The 21,373-nt window shown below is 60.2% G+C and carries 20 protein-coding genes; 11 read left to right on the top strand and 9 right to left on the bottom strand.

Features of this window, described 5'->3' with window-relative positions:
- Positions 1-273: 273 nt before the first annotated feature.
- From ADM64_RS08150 to ADM64_RS08140, 3 genes are read right to left on the bottom strand one after another with little or no spacing between them, the layout of a single operon-like run.
- Positions 274-1,236, bottom strand: a complete 963-nt coding sequence (locus ADM64_RS08150; protein ID WP_016421402.1) for a MaoC/PaaZ C-terminal domain-containing protein — start codon at positions 1,234-1,236, stop codon at positions 274-276.
- 53 nt (positions 1,237-1,289) lie between these two features.
- Complete coding sequence (locus ADM64_RS08145; protein ID WP_048732093.1) at positions 1,290-2,648, bottom strand: 3-oxoacyl-ACP reductase; 1,359 nt, start codon at positions 2,646-2,648, stop codon at positions 1,290-1,292.
- Between the two features lie 47 nt (positions 2,649-2,695).
- Positions 2,696-4,018 carry an acetyl-CoA C-acetyltransferase gene (locus ADM64_RS08140; RefSeq protein WP_016421400.1) on the bottom strand — a complete coding sequence of 441 codons (1,323 nt, stop codon included), beginning with the start codon at positions 4,016-4,018 and terminating at the stop codon, positions 2,696-2,698.
- 296 nt (positions 4,019-4,314) lie between these two features.
- Between ADM64_RS08140 and ADM64_RS08135 the strand changes: the two genes are divergently transcribed.
- The 5 genes from ADM64_RS08135 (at position 4,315) to ADM64_RS08115 (ending at position 9,602) form a co-directional block, all read left to right on the top strand.
- Positions 4,315-5,208 (top strand): phosphoribosylaminoimidazolesuccinocarboxamide synthase, encoded by an 894-nt coding sequence (locus ADM64_RS08135; protein WP_049173073.1) that lies wholly within the window; start codon positions 4,315-4,317, stop codon positions 5,206-5,208.
- A gap of 5 nt (positions 5,209-5,213) precedes the next feature.
- Complete coding sequence (locus ADM64_RS08130) at positions 5,214-7,445, top strand: S9 family peptidase (protein WP_370449653.1); 2,232 nt, start codon at positions 5,214-5,216, stop codon at positions 7,443-7,445.
- Positions 7,446-7,449: 4 nt separating this feature from the next.
- Complete coding sequence (gene bluB, locus ADM64_RS08125; protein ID WP_049173072.1) at positions 7,450-8,121, top strand: 5,6-dimethylbenzimidazole synthase; 672 nt, start codon at positions 7,450-7,452, stop codon at positions 8,119-8,121.
- Positions 8,122-8,254: 133 nt separating this feature from the next.
- Complete coding sequence (locus ADM64_RS08120) at positions 8,255-9,064, top strand: polysaccharide deacetylase family protein (protein ID WP_222865562.1); 810 nt, start codon at positions 8,255-8,257, stop codon at positions 9,062-9,064.
- Positions 9,065-9,110: 46 nt separating this feature from the next.
- On the top strand, positions 9,111-9,602 hold the full coding sequence (locus ADM64_RS08115; protein WP_049173070.1) for a glutathione peroxidase: 492 nt from the start codon (positions 9,111-9,113) through the stop codon (positions 9,600-9,602).
- A 6-nt stretch (positions 9,603-9,608) separates the two neighbouring features.
- Here ADM64_RS08115 and ADM64_RS08110 read toward each other — a convergent pair whose 3' ends face one another.
- The gene (locus tag ADM64_RS08110; protein ID WP_224783816.1) at positions 9,609-10,547 is read right to left on the bottom strand and encodes a hypothetical protein; all 939 of its coding nucleotides are present in this window, start codon (positions 10,545-10,547) and stop codon (positions 9,609-9,611) included.
- Between the two features lie 119 nt (positions 10,548-10,666).
- Between ADM64_RS08110 and ADM64_RS08105 the strand changes: the two genes are divergently transcribed.
- A complete protein-coding gene (locus ADM64_RS08105) occupies positions 10,667-11,374 on the top strand; it encodes a hypothetical protein (RefSeq protein WP_049193818.1) in 708 nt (235 codons plus the stop codon).
- Here the strand turns inward: ADM64_RS08105 and ADM64_RS08100 are convergent.
- Positions 11,371-12,378, bottom strand: coding sequence for an acyl-CoA thioesterase (locus tag ADM64_RS08100; RefSeq protein WP_016421392.1), 1,008 nt, complete (start codon positions 12,376-12,378; stop codon positions 11,371-11,373). The two genes, ADM64_RS08105 and ADM64_RS08100, sit on opposite strands and share 4 nt — an antisense overlap.
- Before the next feature lie 29 nt (positions 12,379-12,407).
- Here ADM64_RS08100 and ADM64_RS08095 point away from each other — a divergent pair, with 29 nt between their 5' ends.
- The 3 genes from ADM64_RS08095 (at position 12,408) to purM (ending at position 15,690) form a co-directional block, all read left to right on the top strand.
- Entirely contained in the window at positions 12,408-12,848 is a 441-nt protein-coding gene (locus tag ADM64_RS08095) for a sterol carrier family protein (protein ID WP_016421391.1), read from the top strand.
- Positions 12,849-12,898: 50 nt separating this feature from the next.
- On the top strand, positions 12,899-14,467 hold the full coding sequence (gene purF, locus ADM64_RS08090) for an amidophosphoribosyltransferase (RefSeq protein WP_049193817.1): 1,569 nt from the start codon (positions 12,899-12,901) through the stop codon (positions 14,465-14,467).
- Between the two features lie 158 nt (positions 14,468-14,625).
- Positions 14,626-15,690: a phosphoribosylformylglycinamidine cyclo-ligase gene (purM, locus tag ADM64_RS08085; protein ID WP_016421389.1), complete on the top strand. Its 1,065-nt coding sequence runs from the start codon at positions 14,626-14,628 to the stop codon at positions 15,688-15,690.
- A 370-nt stretch (positions 15,691-16,060) separates the two neighbouring features.
- Here purM and ADM64_RS08080 read toward each other — a convergent pair whose 3' ends face one another.
- Together ADM64_RS08080 and ADM64_RS08075 are read right to left on the bottom strand one after the other, a co-directional pair.
- The gene (locus tag ADM64_RS08080) at positions 16,061-16,243 is read right to left on the bottom strand and encodes a DUF3073 domain-containing protein (protein WP_005511943.1); all 183 of its coding nucleotides are present in this window, start codon (positions 16,241-16,243) and stop codon (positions 16,061-16,063) included.
- Between the two features lie 260 nt (positions 16,244-16,503).
- Positions 16,504-17,658, bottom strand: a complete 1,155-nt coding sequence (locus tag ADM64_RS08075; RefSeq protein ID WP_049193816.1) for a YgfZ/GcvT domain-containing protein — start codon at positions 17,656-17,658, stop codon at positions 16,504-16,506.
- An 80-nt stretch (positions 17,659-17,738) separates the two neighbouring features.
- Here ADM64_RS08075 and ADM64_RS08070 point away from each other — a divergent pair, with 80 nt between their 5' ends.
- Positions 17,739-18,626 carry an aminodeoxychorismate lyase gene (locus tag ADM64_RS08070; protein ID WP_049193815.1) on the top strand — a complete coding sequence of 296 codons (888 nt, stop codon included), beginning with the start codon at positions 17,739-17,741 and terminating at the stop codon, positions 18,624-18,626.
- A gap of 77 nt (positions 18,627-18,703) precedes the next feature.
- Here ADM64_RS08070 and ADM64_RS08065 read toward each other — a convergent pair whose 3' ends face one another.
- Both ADM64_RS08065 and ADM64_RS08060 read right to left on the bottom strand, forming a co-directional pair.
- Complete coding sequence (locus tag ADM64_RS08065; RefSeq protein ID WP_016421386.1) at positions 18,704-19,384, bottom strand: FABP family protein; 681 nt, start codon at positions 19,382-19,384, stop codon at positions 18,704-18,706.
- A 101-nt stretch (positions 19,385-19,485) separates the two neighbouring features.
- Positions 19,486-20,343 carry a DUF2993 domain-containing protein gene (locus ADM64_RS08060; RefSeq protein WP_016421385.1) on the bottom strand — a complete coding sequence of 286 codons (858 nt, stop codon included), beginning with the start codon at positions 20,341-20,343 and terminating at the stop codon, positions 19,486-19,488.
- 81 nt (positions 20,344-20,424) lie between these two features.
- Here ADM64_RS08060 and mshD point away from each other — a divergent pair, with 81 nt between their 5' ends.
- Positions 20,425-21,333 (top strand): mycothiol synthase, encoded by a 909-nt coding sequence (gene mshD / locus ADM64_RS08055; RefSeq protein WP_049193814.1) that lies wholly within the window; start codon positions 20,425-20,427, stop codon positions 21,331-21,333.
- Positions 21,334-21,373 lie beyond the last annotated feature (40 nt).

The raw sequence follows: 21,373 nt of genomic DNA, 5'->3' as shown, positions 1-21,373 counted from the left end.
TTACGTGCGGTTGAACAGTGCTTAGTCACGCAACTGCGAAGTAAAGCCGCGACTCTGCATTAACGGCGGAAAAATCCAGCAGCTAACTATCAAGGCGAGAAAGTGGCGGGGNNGGGGGGGGAAGGAGACGGTGTCTCTCTGGGGGGGCATGCCAGTGGTGCCCTCGGCAAAAGCACAACTGGGAAAACAAAAACGCCACGCTTTGGAAAGGTCCAGTCAATGAGGAGACTGGTTTTCCAAAGCGCGGCGTTTTCTACAGCGCTTTCGTGTCAACTACTTCAGCGGACGAACACTTCCGGTGAAGTGCGGACGCTTCTTCTTGCGATCCCACGCGACAATGTTGACTGCGCGGCCGATGTTGGAGCTGCCCTCAGTCAGGTTGTGAGCAGCACCTGCACCGTCACCGGTGTGGGTGAGTGCGACATTGATGGTGGTCGGCAGAACGACCGGCGCACCGAAGGAAATCTGGAACTCGTACGACTGACCCGGCAGAACCTGTGCCTCAGCCAGCGCGCGGGAGGCGGTGTACATGCCGTGTGCAATCGCTGCTGGCATGCCCAGAGCCTTCGCGGAGACAGAGGTGATGTGAATCGGGTTCCAGTCACCGGAAACCTTGGCCCACTTGCGGCCGGTGTTGCCAGCCAGCTTCCACTGAGCGGTGGGGAAGGGAACCTTGAACTGCTCGCGTTTGATGGTCTCGGCGCCGGACTTGATGGCCTCACGCTGTGCCTGGACCTCTTCGAAGCCCTCGGCATCCTTCAGGCGAACGCCCTTGGCCAGATACACCGACTGCTCCTCGACCAAGGTGGCGCCGGATGTGGACGATGTAACAGTTGACTCCAGAACAACCTCAGTGCCCGAGCGGTGAGCGCGGAATGCGGCAACCTTCACCGCGATATCAACTTTGCCACCGAGTGTGACAGGCGAGATTTCGCGGTAGGTGTTCTCGGTGTGGACCAGGCCCATCATCGGCAGCGGGAAATCATCCGCAGCCATTAGCTCCATCTGGATGGGCATGATTAGGGCGTGGATGTGGCCGAAGAAAGCCTGTTCAGACTTCGGGGCGCCAACGACGTCGCGGAAGTCCTGGTCACGGTCGGCATCGACAGTGACGCCCTTGACCACTAGTTCATCGACCTTGATTTCGGTGGAGTTCGGGCGTTTCTTCGCCGAACCAGCAGCTGCCTTGGCGTAGAGCGGAACCAGATTGGGAATGGCATCCAGGGTCTTAGCCATAAGTTTTCCTCTTTCCTCCTTATCGGGAGCCTATGCGGAAGCCGCGACTTCGCTTAGGCGCCGACGATGTTCTGACCGCAGACGCGCAGGACGTGACCATTGACGCCGAGAGCGCGGTCGGAGACCAGGAAGGCGATTGCCTGGGCGACATCGCCCGGCTGGCCACCCTGCTGCAGCGAGTTCACGCGTCGAGCAACCTGGCGGTTGACGAACGGAATAGCAGCGGTCATGTCGGTCTCGATGAAGCCCGGAGCAACAGCGTTGATGTTGCCGCCGCGCTTAGCGAACTCCTCAGCGTAAGCCTCGACCATTGCGATAACGCCGGCCTTAGAGGTGGCGTAGTTGGTCTGACCGCGGTTACCTGCGATACCGGAGGTGGAAGCCATGGTGGCAATACGCGGAGCCTTCTCGAAGGCCTTGTGGTTCAGCAGCTGCTCGTTCATTTTCAGCTGAGACTCGATGTTGACGGCGATGACCGAGCCCCACTTGGCGTCGTCCATGTTGGCGAACATCTTGTCGCGGGTGATGCCTGCATTGTGGATGACGATGTCCAGGCGGCCGTAGCGAGCTACAGCGGCATCTGCAATGGCGTTGCCGGCGTCGTCGGCAGTGATGTCCTGCTGCAGAGCCAGGCCACCGAGCTCGTTGGCAACCTTGGACAGAGCCTCGCCAGCCTGCGGAACGTCGATGACGATGACCTCTGCGCCGTCAGCCTTGAGCTGGCGAGCGATAGCGGCACCGATACCACGGGCGGAACCGGTGACAGCGGCAACCTTGCCAGCCAGCGGCTTATCCCAGTCGGCCGGGATCTCACCAGCGTCGGAGGTGACGCGGAGGAACTGGCCGTCGATGAAGGCCGAGCGGCCGGAGAGGAAGAAGTGCAGGGAGGAAATCACGGACGGTGCGGTGACCGAGACACCCGGAGCAACGAGGATACCGTTGGCGGTGGAGCCGCCACGAACCTCGTGGCCGAGGGAGCGAATCAGGCCCTCGATACCACCGGCGACAGCGTTCTCAGCGATCTCGGCCGGGGTTGCGTTGTGGTGAGCATCCTTGGCGCGGGAGACGGTGACGATGCGGCCACCCTTGTCCAGCTTGCGCATGTGCTTTGCAGCAGCGAGCACTGGGCCCTGCAGCTCTGCCGGACGCTTGGCCTCAGTGGCGACGAGGACAATGGCACCAATCTTGTCGTCAGCGGCGGTGCCACGACGGACCTGCAGGCCCCACTCAGCCAGCTGGGCTGCAACTGCGTCTGCATCTGCACCCTCGCCGGTGACGAGCACCTTGTCGTTGTTCAGCAGCGGACCGCCCGGCTTGTGGCGGCGCAGGAACGGTGGCTGCGGCAGGCCAGCGGCCTTAGCCAGTCCAGTGAGCGGACCACCGTTGACGAGTTCCTGGTACTTATCGGTCATGGAAAATTCTCCTTGAAAGTAAAAGTGTCTTTATCGGTGGTGCGCTTTTAGACGCGAGCCTCGAGAACTGCGACAACACCCTGGCCGCCCGCAGCACAAACGGAGATCAGGCCGCGAGTGGTCTTGCCGGTCTCGTCTGCCTTCTGGCGCAGCATCTTGGCGAGGGCTGCCACAATGCGGCCGCCGGTAGCGGCGAATGGGTGGCCGGCTGCCAGGGAAGAGCCCTTGACGTTGAGCTTCTCGCGCGGAATGGAGCCCAGCGGGCCTTCCAGTCCGAGCTTGGTGCGGCAGAACTCCTCGTCCTCCCATGCCTTCATGGTGGACAGGACGGTGCCGGCGAAGGCCTCGTGGATCTCGAAGAAGTCGAAGTCGTCGAAGGTCCAGCCGTTGCGGGCCAGCAGGCGCGGGGTGGCGTAAGCCGGAGCCATCAGCAGGCCCTCGTCGCCGTGGACGAAGTCGACTGCGGCTGCCTCGGAATCGACGACGTCGGCAAGCACCGGCAGACCGCGCTCAGCGGCCCACTCCGGGGTGGAGACGAGGACGGCGGAGGCGCCGTCGGTAAGCGGAGTGGAGTTACCAGCGGTCATGGTCGGCTCTGCTTCCAGACCGCGGCCGAAGACTGGCTTGAGCTTGGCCAGCTTCTCCGGGGTGGAGTCCGGGCGCATGTTGGTATCGCGGGAAACGCCCTTGTACGGGGTGACGAGGTCAGTGAAAAAGCCCTCGTCGTAAGCGTTTGCCATGTTCTGGTGGGAAGCGGCGGCGAGCTCGTCCTGCTCAGCACGGGTAACGCCCCACTTGGCGGTGGTGATGGCCTGGTGCTCACCCATGGACAGGCCAGTGCGCGGCTCGCCGGTCGACGGAGTGTCTGGAGCCAGGTCGGACGGACGAGCCTTCAGGAAGACCTTTGCCATGTCCAGAGTGGACTTCTGGCGGCTGGCCTCCAGCAGGATCTTGCGCAGACGGTCGTTGACAGCAATCGGAGCGTCGGAGGTGGTGTCCACGCCGCCGGCGATGGCGGAGTCAATCTGGCCCAGCTTGATCATGTTGGAGACAGAGTTGAGGGCTTCCATGCCGGTGGCACATGCCATCTGAATGTCGAAAGCCGGGGTGTCCGGCGCCAGTGCGGAGCCGAGGACACACTCACGGGTGAGGTTAAAGTCACGGGAGTGCTTCAGCACAGCGCCGGCGGAGACTGCGCCGAGGCGCTCGCCGCCGATACCGAAGCGAGCGACGAGACCGTCGATTGCGGCGGTCAGCATGTCCTGGTTCGACTCGTTAGCGTATTCCTTGTTAGAACGAGCGAACGGAATGCGGTTACCACCGACGACGACTGCGCGGCGCAGAGAGTTATTGTTGGCCTGAGCTGCCATGTGATTGTTCCCTTCAAAATCCTTGAAGTGTGACGTGAATTACTAAATTTAGACAATACTGGTATCGGTGTTTTCTGTCACGTTTTTAGAAATATTTTTGTCCAGTCATCTACCGAGCGGGGGAGGTGAGGGGCAAACACCGTCGTCCACCTGTGAAAAATTCGATGGGCAGCACTCCGGAATCTCAAAAGTTTTCCCGCTTGACGACGGTAATTGCGTCAATCCCCACTAGTTGGGGTGGCGGCCGGAGGCATCAATAGAGTGCAAAGGCGTATAGGGGTTTAGACTTTATCGCCATGCGACCTGAACTTTCCTCGTATAACCATCTTTCCGCGGGCAAGGTCCGGGAAATCTACGAGATTGACCCTGAGACTCTGTTGCTTGTGGTCAGTGACCGTATTTCTGCCTTCGACCACATTCTGGAGACCCCGATTCCTGACAAGGGTCGAGTGCTCACCGCGATGAGCGTGTTCTTCTTCGATGAGATTGACTTCCCGAACCACATGGCTGGCCCGGCTGACGATGAGCGCATTCCGGAGGAGTGCCTAGGTCGTGCGCTGGTGTGCAAGAAGCTGGACATGCTGCCATTCGAGTGCGTCGCACGTGGCTACCTGACAGGCTCTGGCCTGGTCGAGTACAAGGAAAACGGCACTGTCTGTGGCATTGAGCTGCCAGAGGGCCTCGTCGAGGGCTCCAAGTTGCCAGAACCGATTTTTACCCCGGCCACCAAGGCTGAGCTGGGCGAGCACGACGAGAATGTCTCCTTCGACGCCGTTGTGGAGTCCCTGGGGCAGAAGCGCGCCGAAGAGCTTCGCGATGCCACCCTGCGCATCTACTCCCAGGCTGCTGAACTGGCTGCTAAGCGCGGCATCATCCTGGCCGACACCAAGTTTGAGTTCGGCCTCGACTCCGACGGCAACCTGGTGCTGGCCGACGAGGTTCTCACCCCGGACTCCTCCCGCTACTGGCCAGCCGACTCCTACCAGGAGGGTTCGGTTAACCCGAGCTTCGACAAGCAGTACGTCCGAAACTGGCTGACCTGCTCCAAGTCCGGCTGGAAGAAGGACGAGGGCACTCCGCCGCCGGCGCTGCCGGGTAGTGTTGTGGAAGCAACTCGCGAGCGGTACGTCGAGGCCTACGAACGACTGTCGGGCCGCCGCTTCTCGGACTGGATTGGAGAACCTGCGTGAGCGAAGTGACCTTGGACTCGGCATCCGTCGGCAAGCCTGCAAAAAAGGATTTGCCCGCACCCCGTGCACAACGGAAGCCGGTGACTCGGTCCTTCCACGGAAGGGACTTCACCGATAACTTCGAGTGGCTCCGCGATAAGGAAAACTCCGAGGTTATCGACTACCTAGAGGCTGAAAATGCCTATACGGAGGCTTTTACCTCCGATCTTGACGGCACCGCGGACGCGATTTTTAAGGAGATCAAGTCGCGCGTGCAGGAGACCGACATGTCGGTCCCAACTCGCCTTAACGGCTGGTGGTACTACTCGCGCACGCAGGAGGGCAAGTCCTACGGGATGAGCTGTCGCGTGCGTGCGGAGGCCGGTGACGGTCTTGCCGCGTGGACGCCGCCGACCATCGCCGACGATGCCCCAGCACCAGGAGAACAGGTCATCCTGGATGCCAACGAGCTGGCCGAAGGCCATGATTTCTTCGCCCTCGGCGCAGCGAGCGTCTCCGCGGACGGCAATCTGCTGGCCTATTCCACCGACGTCACAGGCGACGAACGCTACACGCTGCGCGTAAAGGATCTGCGCACGGGTGAACTGCTTGATGACGAAATTGCGGGCATCGCCGCAGGTGCTACCTGGGTCGGCTCCGAGTGGATCTTCTACCAGAAGGTCGACGAAGCCTGGCGGCCGGATTCCGTGTGGCGTCACCGCGTGGGCACCTCCACCGAGGATGATGTCTGTGTCTTCCATGAGCCCGATGAGGCCTACTGGGTTGGAGTCGGCACGGTACGCAGCGAAAAGTACCTGATTATTGAGAGCTCCTCGAAGATTACTTCCGAGGTTTGGTACCTGGACGCCAGTGACCCGACCGGTGAGTTCACCTGCGTGCGCCCGCGTGAGGCCGGTGTTGAATACGACATCGATCACGCCGTCATTAGCGGCCGGGATATGTGGCTGATTACACACAATATGACTGGTTCGAACTTCGCACTGGCCATGGTGCCGGCGGGGTCTTTCGACAGCATTTCGGATCTCACTGAGCTGGTTCCGCACCGCGATGACGTCCGCGTTGAGGGCGTCGACTGCTTCGCTGGGCACATCGCGTTTGGTTACCGTCGTGGCGGTATTGGCCGTGTGGCGCTGGCGGTATTGGGTCAGGATGAGGATGGTGCTGGCTCCGCTGGTGATGCCTCTGATACAAGCCATGCTGCTGCTCCAGTGCCAGCGTCCGCTGTGAACTTCGTCGAGCTCGACTTCGACGAAGAGCTCTACTCTGCAGGCACTACCGGCAATGCTGAATGGGACACCCCGGTGTTGCGCTACGCTTACGGCTCCTTCACCACGCCGTCGCAGCTTTGGCAGATTGATATTGCCTCGGGCAAGCGGGTGCTGCTCAAGGAGCAGAAGATTCGCGGGAAGTTTAATCGCGGTGATTACGTCGCCAAGCGTGAATGGGTGAGTGCAGCCGACGGTGCCCAGATTCCGGTATCGATTATCCACCGCGCGGACCTGGACCTGAGCAAGCCGAATCCGACGCTGCTCTACGGCTACGGTTCCTATGAAGCCTCGATGGATCCTGGCTTTTCCATCGCGCGACTGTCGCTGCTGGATCGTGGGATGATTTTTGTCATTGCACACGTCCGCGGTGGTGGCGAAATGGGCCGCGGCTGGTGGGAGAACGGTCGCGCAACCACGAAGAAGAACACATTCACTGACTTCGTCGCCGTCGCTGACTACCTGCTGGATTCTGGGTGGACCACACGCGAGCAGCTGGTAGCACTCGGCGGTTCGGCGGGCGGCATGCTGATGGGCGTGGTCGCGAACATTGCTGGCGATAGGTTCGCGGGCATTCAGGCCGTGGTCCCGTTTGTCGACTGCCTGACATCCATGCTGATGCCAGAGCTGCCGCTGACCGTGGTGGAGTGGGATGAGTGGGGCGATCCCTACCACGACCCGGAGGTCTACGACTACATGGCCTCCTACGCGCCGTACGAGAACATCTCGGCCGATGCGAAGTACCCGAAGATTCTCGCGATTACTAGTTTGAACGACACCCGCGTGCTCTACGTGGAGCCGGCAAAGTGGATCGCCAAGCTGCGCGAGGTTGTCGGAGGTCAGCCGGGGCAGTTCCTGCTCAAGACCGAGATGTCCGCAGGTCATGGTGGTGTTTCCGGTCGTTACGAACGCTGGCGTCAGACTGCCTTCGAGTACGCCTGGATTGTCCACACTGCTGGTGCGGTGGAGTAACGGCATGGATATGCGCACGCTGCTGTCCGCGCAGGGTTTTGACACCGATTCGCTTTCCGACGATCAGTTGGCCGTCTACCACACCCTTTTTCGGCGGCGGGATGTGCGCCGCGAATTCGCCGGAGAAGTGGTGGACAGGGAGCGATTGATGCGCGTGTTGGCGGCGGCCCATGCAGCCCCGTCGGTGGGGCTGTCCCAACCGTGGGACTTTCATATCATTCAGAATCCGGACCGCCTGCAGCAGTTTGCCGACCACGTAGCCGGACGTCGCGCTGAATTCGCGGCCAAGCTCGAAGGCGAGCGGCGTGAGACCTTCAATCCGATTCAGATTGAAGGAATCGTGGACTCGGGAACGGGCATCGTCGTCACCTATGACCCGACCCGTGGCGGCAAGAACATTCTCGGCCGCGACACCGTCGATGACACCGGCCTCATGTCAGTCGCGCTGGCTATTCAGAATCTGTGGCTGGCTGCTACGGCAGAGGGGCTCGGCGTCGGCTGGGTCAGTTTCTACCATGAGGATTTTCTGGCTGACTTTGTCGGTGTCGAGGCACCCGTGCGCCCGGTGGCCTGGCTGTGCATTGGTCCAGTAACGCACCTGGCCGAGGAGCGTGACTTGGAGAAGTTCGGTTGGCGCAAGGGACTGGCTCTCGATGAGGTTGTGCATTGGGGATAATCCGCGCTGCAGACGCACATTGATGTGCTGCGATGGCGCTTTTTGAACTCTTATTTGAAAGGCTTCTGAGTATTCTCCAAGCCTTGTCCTCTCCGTTACCAAAAATTTACATACGCCTGTTTTTGTTGAATCCATGGCAGGCAGTGGGGTGCAAGAACAGATTCGGACGACCGACCAGGTCATTCGTCCAGCGGGCAAAGAGCTCGTAACTGTTGACGGTGGTGTGGTCGGTTCGCCGCTTTTGGTGTCGGTGTCGGGTTTGCGCGATGGCACATTGCTCGACGTCGCTCGTTTCGTGGCAGCGATGGAACAGCGCGGTATTACACCGTCTCTGCTGGTAGCGCCGCATGCGGGTAAAAACTGGTCGTTGCGGGAAGCTCCGGCGGTGCTGGATTGGCTCCGCCGTCGTAGCGATGACGGCATCGAGATTGTTCTCGCGGGGTTCGATCAGTCAGTTCGAGGCCGAGGCGCGGAATTTGCGTCGTTAAGCGAACATGAAGCGCGTTTGCGCCTGACCGCCGCAACGCGCCAGATGCGTGCGATGGGTTTTGAGACGGACGTCTTTGCACCACCGAAGTGGACCATGTCGCCCGAGACCATGAACGTGCTGCCGGAGCTGGGCTTCCGAGTGGCAGCGGACCGAAATGGTGTCCGCGACCTGACCACTGGTGCTGTTGATCCGACTCGCGTGCTGGCTATCGGCGAGGGCTTCGGCGGCGCCGGTTGGTGGCGCCGTGCGGTGCGCTCCTCGGTGCAGCGCTCGCTGGAGAAGGGCCGCGCGGTGCGCATCTCCGTTAACGCTTCGAAACTGCGGGAGCACAAGCTGCGCCAGGATGTTGTCGGCATCATTGACCAGGCGGTCGATGGGGGTGCGCAGCCGGTCAACCACTCTTCGGTGCCGCTGGGCCGCGAGCTCTTTGAAGGCATGGAGCAGGTCGGCTAGTCGCTACCTCTGACGGCTATCGGGGGACTGCCCTAGTGTGGGGTTTATGAGCAATCTCTTCGACATCCCAGTGACCACCATCGACGGCAACGAAGCAACGATGAATGACTGGGCCGGCCACGTTCTGCTTATCGTCAACACCGCCTCGGAGTGCGGTTTCACGGATCAGTACGACGATCTGCAAGGACTTTTCGACGAATTCGCACCCCGTGGCTTCTTCGTCCTCGGCTTCCCCTGCAATCAGTTCGGTGGGCAAGAGCCCGGCAACGCCGAGGAAATCAAGCAGTTCTGCCAGCGCGAATTCGGCGTTACCTTCCCGCTCTTCCAAAAGACGAAGGTCAACGGCCATGGCGCGCACCCACTGTACAAGCTGTTGAAGGAAACCCCGGACGCCGACGGCGAGGCTGGGGATGTGAAGTGGAACTTCGAAAAGTTCGTTGTCTCGCCCGAGGGTGAGGTCATCGGCCGTTTCCGCTCCAAGGTCTCGCCTGACGACGATGCTCTGCGCGACCTCATCGAGGAAAACTTGCCTATTTAAACTTGGCTATTTGGTGGCGTCCAGCGGTGCCTGCTCGAAGTAGCCCGTGGCACCGTAGCCCACGATGCCACCTCGGTTGCGCAGGGTCATGCTAGCTAGACCGACCTTGCCAAGCTCATCGCCACCGATGGTGACCCAGTCACCCTGAACCGCGACAACCATGTTGGCGTGCACCCCAAGGCCTGCGGGGTAGCGGTAGAAAATGATGTCACCCACCTGAGGAGAGAAGTCCTTGTCGGTGACGAAAGCATCATGTGCCTTGTAGGCATCCATGAGCTGTTCGACATCCGTAACCAGCCATGGGTTCTCGGCTGCGGCAGCCGAATCCTCGGGCGTATCAAAGACCGGAACACCCGCGGACGCGAGCAGGAATGACAAGAATGGCGCAGTCCAGGAACCGGAGCAGTCGACCGTGTTGCCGAATGCGTCAAGGTTTGGATTCAGCTTCGCGGTCTGGTTCGCAGCTGTGGGTGCAGAACCCGGCCTGGTGGCAGCAGCGGCGGCGACGGCATCTGCATCAGCAGTTGGGTCTGCGTCTGAATTCGGGTGCTCGCCGACCTTGGGGATAACGCTGCGGATGTCGTCATCAGTAGCGCCACACGCCAGGCCGAAGTAAACCTCAGGGGAGGGCTGCTCCTCGTACTGATAGCGCGCAACATCCTTCAGAGCCTGCTGATAGTAAGGGCGGTCTGCCTCGGTGCGGGGGAACGTGCCACCACGCCACGCCAGAACATTGATAGGACCGAAGAGCGTGAACCACCCGGCGAAGAGGAATACCGCCGTCAGTACCAGGATGGAAACAGGCGGGATAGCGGCGCGAACACGTTGCAGCATGCTCGGTGAGGATGCGTTCTCCTGGCCGTCGTCAAGCGATGGTGAGGAAGACTCAGACCGTGCTGCGTGAGGCTGCTGTGCGGGCACAGGCGCGGGTGAATCGGTGGTCATATCTTCTCAGGATAGTAGGCGGCGCTGCGCTCGTCCTTGGCGAGTGCGTCTGAGCCGTACGTAATGGCCTAGTCTGCGGCTCCTGCTGCAGAAGAGGGCGTGCAGTTAAACTGTGGTTCATGACTTCACCCGACATGCGTAACGAGGCCGAGCACGACCCTCGTGAGGATCTGCCGAGCTTCCTGCGTGAGCCGGACAAAATAGACAAGCTTCTCTATGCATCGCTGATGCTGGTTGCCGTGTACGGCTTTGCAATCATCCCGTTCCGTGCGGTTTTGCTGCTCAAGTACACGTTCTTGCACACATGGCTGACAGGATCGAATCTGTCGGTGCTGATTCTCGCGTCGGAAAACGAGGACCGGCCGCTCTTCCTCTTCGCTGTTGTAGTGATTGCGGCGCTTTCGACAATCAAGTTCATGCCGTTCTTCTACTGGATGGGCAAGAAGTGGGGCACGGAATTCATAACGATGAGTTTCGGCGGACACCCACCGCGATGGTTTAAGAAGATGGAGAACTTCATCTATGAACGCATCGGGCTGAGTGTGCTGGCATCGTTTGTGCCATTCTCGCCGATTCCGGCCACGATTGTCGTGGCCATCGGTGGTATTGCGAAGGTGCGCGGCTGGGTAGTAGGCGTGTACCTCTTCTTCTGTGCCGCAATGCTCAAGTGCTTCTACCTGTACTTGGGCCTGAAGTTTGGCCCAAGCATCCAGGGCTCCCTGCAGACGATTGACCGGTACGTCACCTACATCACCTTCGCGCTGATTGGCTGGATGTTCCTATCCATCTGGTGGAAAAACAGGAAGCCGGGTAGCCAGGCGGCTTAATCCTGTTCGCGCTCAATCAGCGGCAGCGGGCTGTACTTGTCACGCAATGCCTTCAGTGACAGATCGTGAGCGTGCAGGCGCTTGTCCTCATCCGTCGTCGGCTGGAAGTGCGGTACCGGCTGCGGGTTGAAATCGTCATCAATTGCGACATACGTCATGGTCGAATGCAGTGCCTTGCGCAGGCCGCCGACACCCTTGCGGGGCTCACAGCAGTAGACCTGCACCGACAGGTGCATCGAGGTCGTGCCTGTACGCAGGATGCGTGCGCGCACCTCAACCAGGTCGCCAATGTGGATTGGGCTGTAGAAGCGAATACCACCTGCGTAGACAGAAATGGTCTGGCGCCCTGCCCAGTTGGTGGTAACTGCCGTCGCAGCCTCGTCGATCCACTCCATGGCGGTGCCGCCGTGGACGTTTCCGCCCCAGTTGACATCGGTCGGCTTTGCCAGGAAACGTGTGGTCAGTTCGGGTGCGGAAGAGTCCGCGGAGTAGGTCTGCGCGCGCATGCTGGCTTCGATGTCGCGGCGGAGCTCAAAACGGGAAAGAGCGGCTTTCTCAACGCGCTCTTCTTCCTCTGTTTGCGGCACCCACTTCGGCACCGGAGTCGACTTACCGTTTTCATCCATGGCCACGAAGATCACCAGGCAGTCAGCTGCGCGGGTGAACTTGCCCTCGCGCGGATCAGCCGAGAGCACTTCGTTGACGATGTGCATGGAACTGCGGCCGGTATGCGCAATCTTGGAGCGCACCTCGACAATGTGGCCACTGGGAATCGGGCGAGTGAAGTGAATGTGACCGAAGTACGCAGTCACGCAGTAGCGTCCCGACCAGCCGGTCGCGCAGGCGTAAGCGGCCTTGTCAATCCACTGCAACACACGGCCGCCGTGGACAGAATTGGTTCCGGCCATAATGACATCGGTCGGCGATGCCATAAAACGGAGTACAAGAGATGGTGACGCTGGAGCATGCACCTGTTCAGCTTTTTCAGTTGACTGCGTATCCATATATGAAAGCATAACTCTAGGATGAGGTTATGGTATCCAAAATCTCGCCTTTCGACGTTCGCAGCGCTCTTTCCACCGCCGCACCCTGGGCGGCGCAACGGCTTCTCGGCCGCGAATTGCTATCTGACCAAGAGGCTGCCTCCTTCATCGGGCCGGATGGGGCGCAGGGGTCGTCGTTAAGCCGTGCGAGCCTTGCCAAAGCGGTACGTCTGTCCGTGCGGATGCTCGCCCAAGAGGCTCCGGGGCATAGCGTCGAGGTGCGCGTGCCGCCCTTCGTCGCGGTCCAGTGCATTGAGGGCCCCAGGCACACGCGCGGTACGCCGCCCAATGTCGTGGAGATGTCGCCGGAGATTTGGCTGGGACTCGCGTGCGGAATGATCACGTTAGAGCAGGTGCAGGCGCACATCGATATGTCGGGAACGCGCGCGGCGGAAATTGGGAATCATCTGCCGGTGGCGCGCATTTCTTAAAGCCCGTGGGGGGATGCTGAATTGGTGCCCAGGCGGGTGGGGCTATTAGTGTGAATGTCGTGGCCGATACCAACATTTCAGGTGCACCAAAGACCAAACTTTTGCCAATTTCGCCATACGACGATTTGGGGGAGACATCCCCGCGCGAAGAATGTGGCGTTTTTGGCGTTTGGGCACCTGGCGAAGACGTGTCCAAACTCACCTACTATGGCCTGTTTGCCCTGCAGCATCGCGGCCAGGAAGCCGCCGGTATCGCAGTCGGCGACGGCGACCAAATTCTCGTATTCAAGGACCTGGGCCTTGTTTCCCAGGTTTTTGATGAGCAGACGCTCGACGCTCTGAAGGGGCACGTAGCGGTGGGGCACACGCGCTACACCACCGCTGGCGCTCCTGCGTGGGAGAATGCACAGCCGATGTTCCAGATGGCCTCCGACGGCACGGACATCGCGCTGGGGCACAACGGCAACCTGACCAACCACCTCACGCTGTTCCATGAGGCGGTCGACAAGGGCCTGCTGCGTGAAGAGGGCGAGCTGCCCAGTGACTCCGCAATCATGACCACTTTGCTTGCCGACGAAACCGGCAAGATTGACCACCCCGAAGATTACGGCTGCAGCACCAATGTAGAAGCGGCCGCGATGGCACTGCTGCCGCGTTTGAAGGGTGCTTTCTGTCTTACTTTCACCGATGGCGAGACGCTGTACGCCGCGCGTGACCCATACGGTGTGCGCCCGCTGTGCCTGGGGCGCCTGTCCGGTGGTTGGGTAGTCGCATCCGAGACTTGCGCGCTGGATATCGTCGGTGCATCGTTCGTCCGCGAGATCGAGCCAGGCGAGATGGTGACCATTGATGCTTCCGGTGTGCGTTCGCAGCGTTTTGCCGAGACCACCCACGCTGGATGCATTTTTGAGTACGTCTACCTGGCCCGCCCGGACTCCAACATCCGTGGTCGCTCCGTCAACGCGGTGCGTCTTGAGCTGGGCCGCCAGTTGGCACGTGAGTTCCCGGCTGACGGTGACCTGGTGATGCCGGTGCCGGAATCCGGTACCCCGGCCGCTGTTGGCTACGCCCAGGAATCGGGCATCCCGTTTGGTCAGGGGCTGACCAAAAACGGCTACGTGGGGCGTACCTTCATTCAGCCTTCGCAGACGATTCGTCAGTTGGGTATCCGACTGAAGCTGAACCCACTGAAGGAAGTTATCGCCGGTAAGCGCTTGGTCGTGGTCGATGACTCCATCGTCCGCGGCAACACTCAGCGTGCCCTGATTCGCATGCTGCGTGAGGCTGGTGCGAAGGAAGTGCACGTGCGCATCGCCGCACCGCCGGTGAAATGGCCGTGCTTCTACGGCATTGACTTCGCTTCCCCGGGCGAGTTGTTGGCCAACGGTGTCGATGAGAATGACATTGTCGCCGGTATCGCAACCGCGATTGGTGCCGACAGCCTGGGATTTGTCTCTATCGATGGCATGGTCGCCGCTTCCGAGCAGGCAAAGACCGAAGTCTGTTGTGCGTGCTTCGATGGCAAATACCCGCTGGGGCTGCCGGAGGGCAATCCGAATGCGGCAGCGGTGGAAAGGATGCAGGCAGCCCAGGCTGCCAAAGCCGCAACGAGCAATTAGCCTCGAAACCTCCTTAGAATGAACTACGAGAACTGAACCGAGAACGAAGCGCAAGCGGTGCTGTGGATTGCAGCCGTTGCTTTGTTCCCGGTCCGCCAATACTCCCGGATACGGCAGTAACGCCGCCCGGGGGAGAAAGTTTAAAGCGAGAGCCTCTAATGACCGAGAACGTTTCTGGTGCTTCCTACGCTGCAGCCGGTGTCGACATCGAAGCCGGCGACCGCGCCGTTGAACTATTCGCCCCGATTGCCAAGAAGGCCACTCGCCCAGAGGTCCGTGGCGGGCTCGGCGGTTTTGCCGGCCTGTTTGCACTGGGCAACTACGAAAAGCCGCTGCTGGCCGCATCCTCCGATGGTGTGGGGACCAAGTTGGCCGTGGCGCAGGCCGTCGGCAAGCACGACACCATTGGCCTGGACCTGGTCGCCATGGTCGTCGATGACCTGGTTGTGTGCGGCGCCGAGCCGCTGTTCCTGCAGGACTACATTGCAATTGGCAAGGTCGTGCCGGAGCACGTCGCCGAGATTGTTTCCGGCATCGCCGAGGGATGCGTCCAGGCGGGTTGCGCCCTCCTGGGCGGGGAGACTGCAGAGCACCCGGGTGTGATGGAACCGGGTGAGTACGATGTCTCCGCTACCGGCGTCGGTGTCGTGGAAGAGGACAAGCTTCTCGGCCCGGACCGCGTGCGTGAGGGCGATGTCATTATCGCCATGGAGTCCTCTGGACTTCACTCCAATGGCTACTCGCTGGCTCGCTACGTTCTCCTGGAGAAGGCCGGTCTGGAGCTCGACGGTTATGTCGAGGACTTCGGGCGCACCCTCGGTGAGGAGCTGCTGGAGCCAACCAAGATTTATGCGAAGGACTGCCTGGCTCTCATGAACGAGGCCGAGGTCCGCACTTTCTGCCACGTCACCGGTGGTGGATTGGCTGGCAACATGGTTCGCATCATGCCGGAAGGCCTGACCGCCGACATGAGCCGCGCAACTTGGACCCCGGGTCCGATTTTCAAGACCATTGCTGAGCTCGGCAACGTCTCCCGCGAGGAGATGGAGAAGACCTTCAACATGGGTGTCGGCATGGTTGCGATTGTTTCCGCAGAGGACCGCGATCGTGCCCTGGCTCTGTTGACTGCCCGCCACATCAACGCTTGGGAGCTGGGTACTGTCCGCAAGAGCGAGGCGGGCGAGGACGGGGCTGTTTTGCGCGGCAGCCACCCGCGCTTCTAAGCGTCGGCCGGCCGTCGGTTTACTGCGACGGGCGGCCGGGGACTGGGCCGGCTGGTCTGCCGTGGAGGGCGGCCTACTGATGCGACGGGGCGGTCTAGATTCTGGGTTGCACAACGGAGATCCCAGAAAACCACGGGCTGCAAATGTGAAACTGTATGAGTTTATGACACTTTCGAGCCGTTTTTCGGGCGATTTTTGTCATAAACGCAGTCAGTAACTCGGATTGATCCGCCACCGCCGAACATAATCGGCGGAACATAAACGCAGTCGACTAAGCAAAAGCAAGCACCCACCAACGGAATCGTTGGTGGGTGCTTGCTTTATTGAAATAGAAACGCTTTGCGGAAAATACGACAGCGGTTAGCTTGCGCTAGCTGTCGCGACCAGCGCCTGAGGCCCATTCCTCCCAGTCAGAGTAATAGTCGTCTCGATCGGACTCGTTCGACTTGCCGACGAGTTCCCGCTGCAGACGTTCCAAATCCATTTCTGGTGAATCGTACTTGAGCTGACGGGCAACCTTCGCCTGCTTTGCTTTCGCACGGCCGCGACCCATGGCCTGACCCCCTTGTGTAATCCGTGGGGCGGCACGGGGATACGGCCGACCCACTTATGTCTTATTGCGTTAATTCCTGTAAGACACCATAGCCGATTTTTAGACGAAGGGGTTACGCGGGGAGGCCCATAGTGGGTCGTGTCCTCGCGCTCAGACAACTCAATATGTGCTGTGGCCTGGGGAAATGTCCTTTCTGAAAAAGAATGGAAAAAGTTATTTTTTCACCACTCTGTCTGGTGGCTTTACCTATTTCCTGTTACCTATTTCCCACGCAGGCGGTTGATGGCCACACGGCCCGGCGGCAGCTGCTCAACGCGGTCGATGGAGGAAGGGTCGACGGCCACGGCGCAGTCACCCACCACAAGGCCCTCGCGCTCCTGAGCTGAGCGTTTAAGCAGAGCCAAAGCAATCGGGCCGTAATCGGCATGTTGCACGACGGTGCCCACGCGGCCCACGGCGCGCTTGCCCATCATCACTGGATCGCCGGTTTCCGGCAGGGTGGCCGAGCCGTCGAGCTGCAGCATCACCAAAACTCGTGGGGAGCGACCAACATTGTGGACACGTGATACCGTCTCTTGGCCGCGATAGCAGCCCTTGTCCAAGTGCACGGCAGCCGTGTCGAATTCAGAGGCGATCCAGCGCGGAGCCTCATGCGGAATCATCTTCTCGTCTACGTCGATTCCCAGCTCTGGCCGCAAGGAGACTACGCGTTCGGCCTCCCAGCCCATCAGGCCGACTGGGGAGGCGCCAGCGGCCACCAGCGCGTCCCAAGCACCGACTAAATCCTGTCGGCGTACGAGCACATCCACACGCCCGCCGCGTGGCCACGGCAGGTGCCGGACGTAGGAATGTCCCACAGTCGTAGCTTTACCCACCTGCGGGAATGCGAGACCAGCGGCTACCAGGACCTCAGGGGCATTCGGCCCCATGACGGAAATAATCGCCCTTTCTACCTCAGCAATTTCCACCTTGGACCAGAACACCATCATGTTCAGGTACTTCAACAGGGAGTCGAAGCCGGCAGGGGGCACGTCGATAAGCACGGAATCGTCCAAAACAGTCAACGTCATGTGATGGAGAACGTGACCGTTTGCATCCAGGTTCAGTGCTTCAGTGACAGTGCCGGGAGCGGCTTCGTCGACCTTCTGCGAAAAAAGTGTGTTGAGGTAGGTCAGGCGATCCTCGCCAGTGACCTCAATAACGCGGTAGTACGAGCGATCTACTACGCCGCAGTCCTCCTGCAGGTGACGTTGCTCTACCAGCGGACGGCCGTAGTGCCATGCCACGCTAGCTTGCCCTGTGGTTTGCTCAACGTTTTTCGCTGAGTTTCCGTCTGGGGCGTTCTCTGAGGCCTTCTCCAAACCTTCCATCTGTCCGCCCAGTTCGAGGGCAGCGGCGCCAGCCACGTGAGACATCAAAGGACTTACATACTCAACACTCACTCCCTCATGTTAACCAGAAATCCTCAAATTAAGCATGGATTAAGCTTGTGTGTATGACGGATTCGCTTTCTTCTCTAGTGCTTATCGACGTCTTCGCAGACGGCGGCCCGGTTGCTGTCGAGGCAGGACAGCCGTTCCTCTACGCGGATGATCTCGGAGCTATTCGCGGCGACGGAGTTTTTGAAACACTCCTGGTCAGGGGTGGTCATACCTGTAATACTGACCGGCACGAGAAGCGATTCGCATCGTCAGCGCTAATGCTGGATTTGCCAACCCCAGATCTGCAGCAGTGGCGGGCGGCTACCGAGGTCGCACTACAGGAGTTGCGCGATAGGTCAATTGAGGGGGATGCGACGTTGCGGTGGGTGTACTCGCGTGGTCGTGAGTCCACCGGAGAGCCGACTGGCTACGTTTTGGCTAGCTCCGCGGAAAAGGTGGCGGAAAACCGTCTGAAGCCGGTATCGGTCATGCTTGCAGAGCGCGGTTTCTCGCTCGACCTTGGCTCCCGTGCACCGTGGGCGCTCATCGGCGCGAAAACGTTGTCATACGCAGCTAATATGGCCGCTTTGCGCTATGCCAAGTCCAAGGGTTTTGACGATGTCATCTTCACGTCCGCAGAGGGCAAGCTCTTGGAAGGCCCAACATCGACCATCATCGTTCAGCGCGGCAATGAACTGCTGACTCCCAACCCCGGTGAAGGAGTGCTGCCGGGCACAACTCAGGCAGCGCTGTTTGAAACAGCCGCCAACTGCGGCTGGGAAGTCACCCCGACGGTCCTGGTGCCCGGGGACCTATTCACCGCCGATGCGGTATGGCTGGTGTCTTCGGTGCGTATCGCGGTCGTGGTTAAGTCCATCGATGGTGAGCCCATCCGGCAGCCGGATGCAATCGCGGAAAAGGAATTCCGCGACCTGTGTGACAAGGCGCTGGCGACGCAGTAGGGCCCCAAATAGTAGGGCTTGATGCAGTTGGGCGACGCAGTAGGGCCCCACAACGCCCGTCGTAAAGCGGGGAGAACCTAGCCCGCGTAGCGCTTGAGCTGCGCGGACATGCGGGGAGCGAATTCCTCATCCCGCAGGCGCTCGTCTACCCACCCGAGATCATTGTTCGGCATCAGACCGTAGAGGCGCTTGCCCGGGCCAAGGGATGCAGGACCGGTAGCAGTGACCATTGTGGAGGCTGCCTGCAGTTCCCATGCACGCTCGGAAACCGGCTTGCCGTAGTAGATCTCAGTGACGCCGGTGGAGTGGACGCAGATGAACTCAATCTCGTCCTCGTTGTTAATGCGCCAAAATCCTGTTTCGCGCTGGTCAGGGCCGGTCGGCTTGCCTTCTTCGTCCAGCTTCCAGATGCGCGACTCATACTTCAGGTAGTTCTCGCCATCGTGGCTGAAAATGAGCTGCTGGCCGAAGTTGTACTCGCCGTCGACGACAGTGTTCGCCTGCCCCTCACCGCGCCACACGCCGACCAGCGGCAGTAGTGCCAGCAGGCCGTCGTGAATATTCGGGCCGAAGCGCAGGTTAGCGGTCTCGTCGGGGATCGGGAGCCCCTCAAGCTCAGTGATGTTGCGCGTAGCGGTGCTCTTGGCCTGTTCGGCCGCGCGGTTGATGGCCTCGTTGCCGTCGAGGCGAGGGGCTTCCGCAGCTGCAGGCTCCTGTGCAGCGGCGTCTGTCTGGTTGCTGCCATTCTTCTCGGTCATGCTTCACACTCTACCGCTGAAGCTCTTGTGGCCATGTATGGGCTGTTGTCGCATGGTGCTAACGCTGCACCGACGCTTAACGGCGATGCTTGACGACGGCCTTAGCGACGCACCCGACAGTTCTTCTCCGGCAGCTTCTCCGTGGATTGAGCTGACGCCTCGGCATCCTGCTGGGATGTCGGCGGCATGAAGTTTGTTGGCGACACGGTGCACAGAATCTGTTCGCCTTCGATGGTGATAGAACCGCCCGACACGTACACGCGAGTCGCCGGCATGCCCATCGGTATCTCTGAATCCCGCAGCGTCAGAGCGAAGGTGTCCATGATGTGCTGCGTATCAGCCTCAGACAGCTCAGGTTTGATGTGGCTTTTAGAATCCGTTGGGGACGAGGGCGCAGAAATAATCTCCATCGGCGTAATGACCACGTCGCGGCTGACAATGCGCAACTTCGCCGTAACCTGGGTTTTTCCCTGCCATCCGGCTGGCGTGGCCTCGAAGATAGCCTCGGTCTCCCAGCCGCCGGTGGGGGAGGAGTCCTTCAGGCTCTGGATACTCAAGTCTGTCAGTCCCAGCTTGTTTCCCAGAGAGACACCGTCGAGCGAGAGCTTAGTGAAGTACTGCTTCGTCGGCGATTCTGGGAAATTACCGCTGAGCACCGCCGATGCCGGGACCTTAACGTTGGAGGCTCCGTACTCCAGAGATACCAAGCCGAAGTCGGGCACCTCGACATCGCGGATGCGCGAGGTTACGGAGCTCCATTTTCCCGTAACAAAAGAGGACAAGTAGGCCTTGCCCCCAATGGCGACGTATGGGGTCATCTCCAGCTGAGCAGTCTCCTGAATATGCTCGGAGAGCTTGTACTCCGCATGGCTGGCGAAGCCCATGTCGGTGGCAATCACCAGCGCGGCAACGGCGAGGATAGAGCCACCGATCTTCTTCTGTCGTCGGGAAATGGACACACTCTATTAGTACCCCATCGCTTTTGGCTCAGACGACATCGGGGAAGTGTTGAATTCGCTGCTGTGTATAGGGTGGGGCGTATGAACGTAACCGAACTGCTTGACGTAGACACCACCGCCGCCGATACGCTACTGCAGCACGCCCACTCCGCCGACGGCGTGGAGGCGTTCGGCGAGGCTTTCGTCCGAGGGCTTGACGACGAATCTTTCGGGCATCGACACTTTGCGATTATTGAGAACGACCGTTACTTGGGCCTGGCCGCCGTTGCGCCGGATGCTGTGGAGATGGTTGTTGACCCGGAGTTTCGTAAGCAAGGAGTGGGGGCGAAGCTGCTTGCGCACATCGATGCTGAGGTCGGCGAGCGTCTGCCTATCTGGGCTCACGGTGATGTCGCCGGTGCCAGCCGCTTGGCAGAGTTGACGGGACGCAAGGTTGTCCGCGAGCTGTTGCAGATGTCCGTTTCGGGCTCAGCGTTGGAGAAGGCGGCGGGGGACGTCGATAAGCGTGATGATGTTGAAGCCTTGACCCTGACTGCGGCACGTGCGAAGTGGGGCGCGGCAGCGGTAGATCGAGCGTGGTTGGCAGTGAATAACGAGGCGTTTGACTGGCATCCGGAGCAGGGCGGTTGGTCGCAGCCACAACTCGATCGCGCTCGGAACGTGCAGTGGTTCGACCCGGAGGGCGTGTTCTTTGCTGCGGATGTGGCCGGGGCGCGCGACAGTGCGGAGGAGATTTGCGGTTTCCACTGGACGAAGTGGCATGCCGAGGAGTCTGTGCCAACTGGCGAGGTGTATGTGATTGGACTGAGCTCGAAGGCACGCGGACGTGGTCTCGGACGATGGCTGACCAACGTTGGGCTTTCCTATCTCCGAAAACGGGGAGCGGAAAAGGTAATTCTCTATGTCGAAGGCGACAATGCGCCTGCAGTGCGCACGTACCGTGCGGTCGGTTTCGAGGTGGCCCGCCGTGATGTGATGTACGGCGCGTAGATGCGACGGTTCGGTTTATTGGGGGAGTTATTGAAGGCGA

It is taken from the genome of Corynebacterium sp. 401_CJEI, from assembly GCF_001076435.1.
Classification (GTDB): domain Bacteria; phylum Actinomycetota; class Actinomycetes; order Mycobacteriales; family Mycobacteriaceae; genus Corynebacterium; species Corynebacterium jeikeium_D.
Note: the sequence above shows the minus strand (reverse complement) of the source record. Positions and strands in the feature narration are given on the sequence as shown.

Excerpts from the sequence above, each read along its gene's own strand:
- ADM64_RS08095 (WP_016421391.1), top strand. The coding sequence starts at position 12,408 with ATGGTATCCAAAATCTCGCCTTTCGACGTTCGCAGCGCTCTTTCCACC.
- ADM64_RS08105 (WP_049193818.1), top strand. The coding sequence starts at position 10,667 with ATGACTTCACCCGACATGCGTAACGAGGCCGAGCACGACCCTCGTGAG.
- ADM64_RS08110 (WP_224783816.1), bottom strand. The coding sequence starts at position 10,547 with ATGACCACCGATTCACCCGCGCCTGTGCCCGCACAGCAGCCTCACGCA.
- ADM64_RS08070 (WP_049193815.1), top strand. The coding sequence starts at position 17,739 with ATGACGGATTCGCTTTCTTCTCTAGTGCTTATCGACGTCTTCGCAGAC.
- ADM64_RS08135 (WP_049173073.1), top strand. The coding sequence starts at position 4,315 with ATGCGACCTGAACTTTCCTCGTATAACCATCTTTCCGCGGGCAAGGTC.
- purM (WP_016421389.1), top strand. The coding sequence starts at position 14,626 with ATGACCGAGAACGTTTCTGGTGCTTCCTACGCTGCAGCCGGTGTCGAC.
- ADM64_RS08115 (WP_049173070.1), top strand. The coding sequence starts at position 9,111 with ATGAGCAATCTCTTCGACATCCCAGTGACCACCATCGACGGCAACGAA.
- mshD (WP_049193814.1), top strand. The coding sequence starts at position 20,425 with ATGAACGTAACCGAACTGCTTGACGTAGACACCACCGCCGCCGATACG.
- bluB (WP_049173072.1), top strand. The coding sequence starts at position 7,450 with ATGGATATGCGCACGCTGCTGTCCGCGCAGGGTTTTGACACCGATTCG.
- ADM64_RS08075 (WP_049193816.1), bottom strand. The coding sequence starts at position 17,658 with ATGTCTCACGTGGCTGGCGCCGCTGCCCTCGAACTGGGCGGACAGATG.
- ADM64_RS08145 (WP_048732093.1), bottom strand. The coding sequence starts at position 2,648 with ATGACCGATAAGTACCAGGAACTCGTCAACGGTGGTCCGCTCACTGGA.
- ADM64_RS08150 (WP_016421402.1), bottom strand. The coding sequence starts at position 1,236 with ATGGCTAAGACCCTGGATGCCATTCCCAATCTGGTTCCGCTCTACGCC.
- ADM64_RS08100 (WP_016421392.1), bottom strand. The coding sequence starts at position 12,378 with ATGGATACGCAGTCAACTGAAAAAGCTGAACAGGTGCATGCTCCAGCG.
- ADM64_RS08120 (WP_222865562.1), top strand. The coding sequence starts at position 8,255 with ATGGCAGGCAGTGGGGTGCAAGAACAGATTCGGACGACCGACCAGGTC.
- ADM64_RS08080 (WP_005511943.1), bottom strand. The coding sequence starts at position 16,243 with ATGGGTCGCGGCCGTGCGAAAGCAAAGCAGGCGAAGGTTGCCCGTCAG.
- ADM64_RS08065 (WP_016421386.1), bottom strand. The coding sequence starts at position 19,384 with ATGACCGAGAAGAATGGCAGCAACCAGACAGACGCCGCTGCACAGGAG.
- ADM64_RS08140 (WP_016421400.1), bottom strand. The coding sequence starts at position 4,018 with ATGGCAGCTCAGGCCAACAATAACTCTCTGCGCCGCGCAGTCGTCGTC.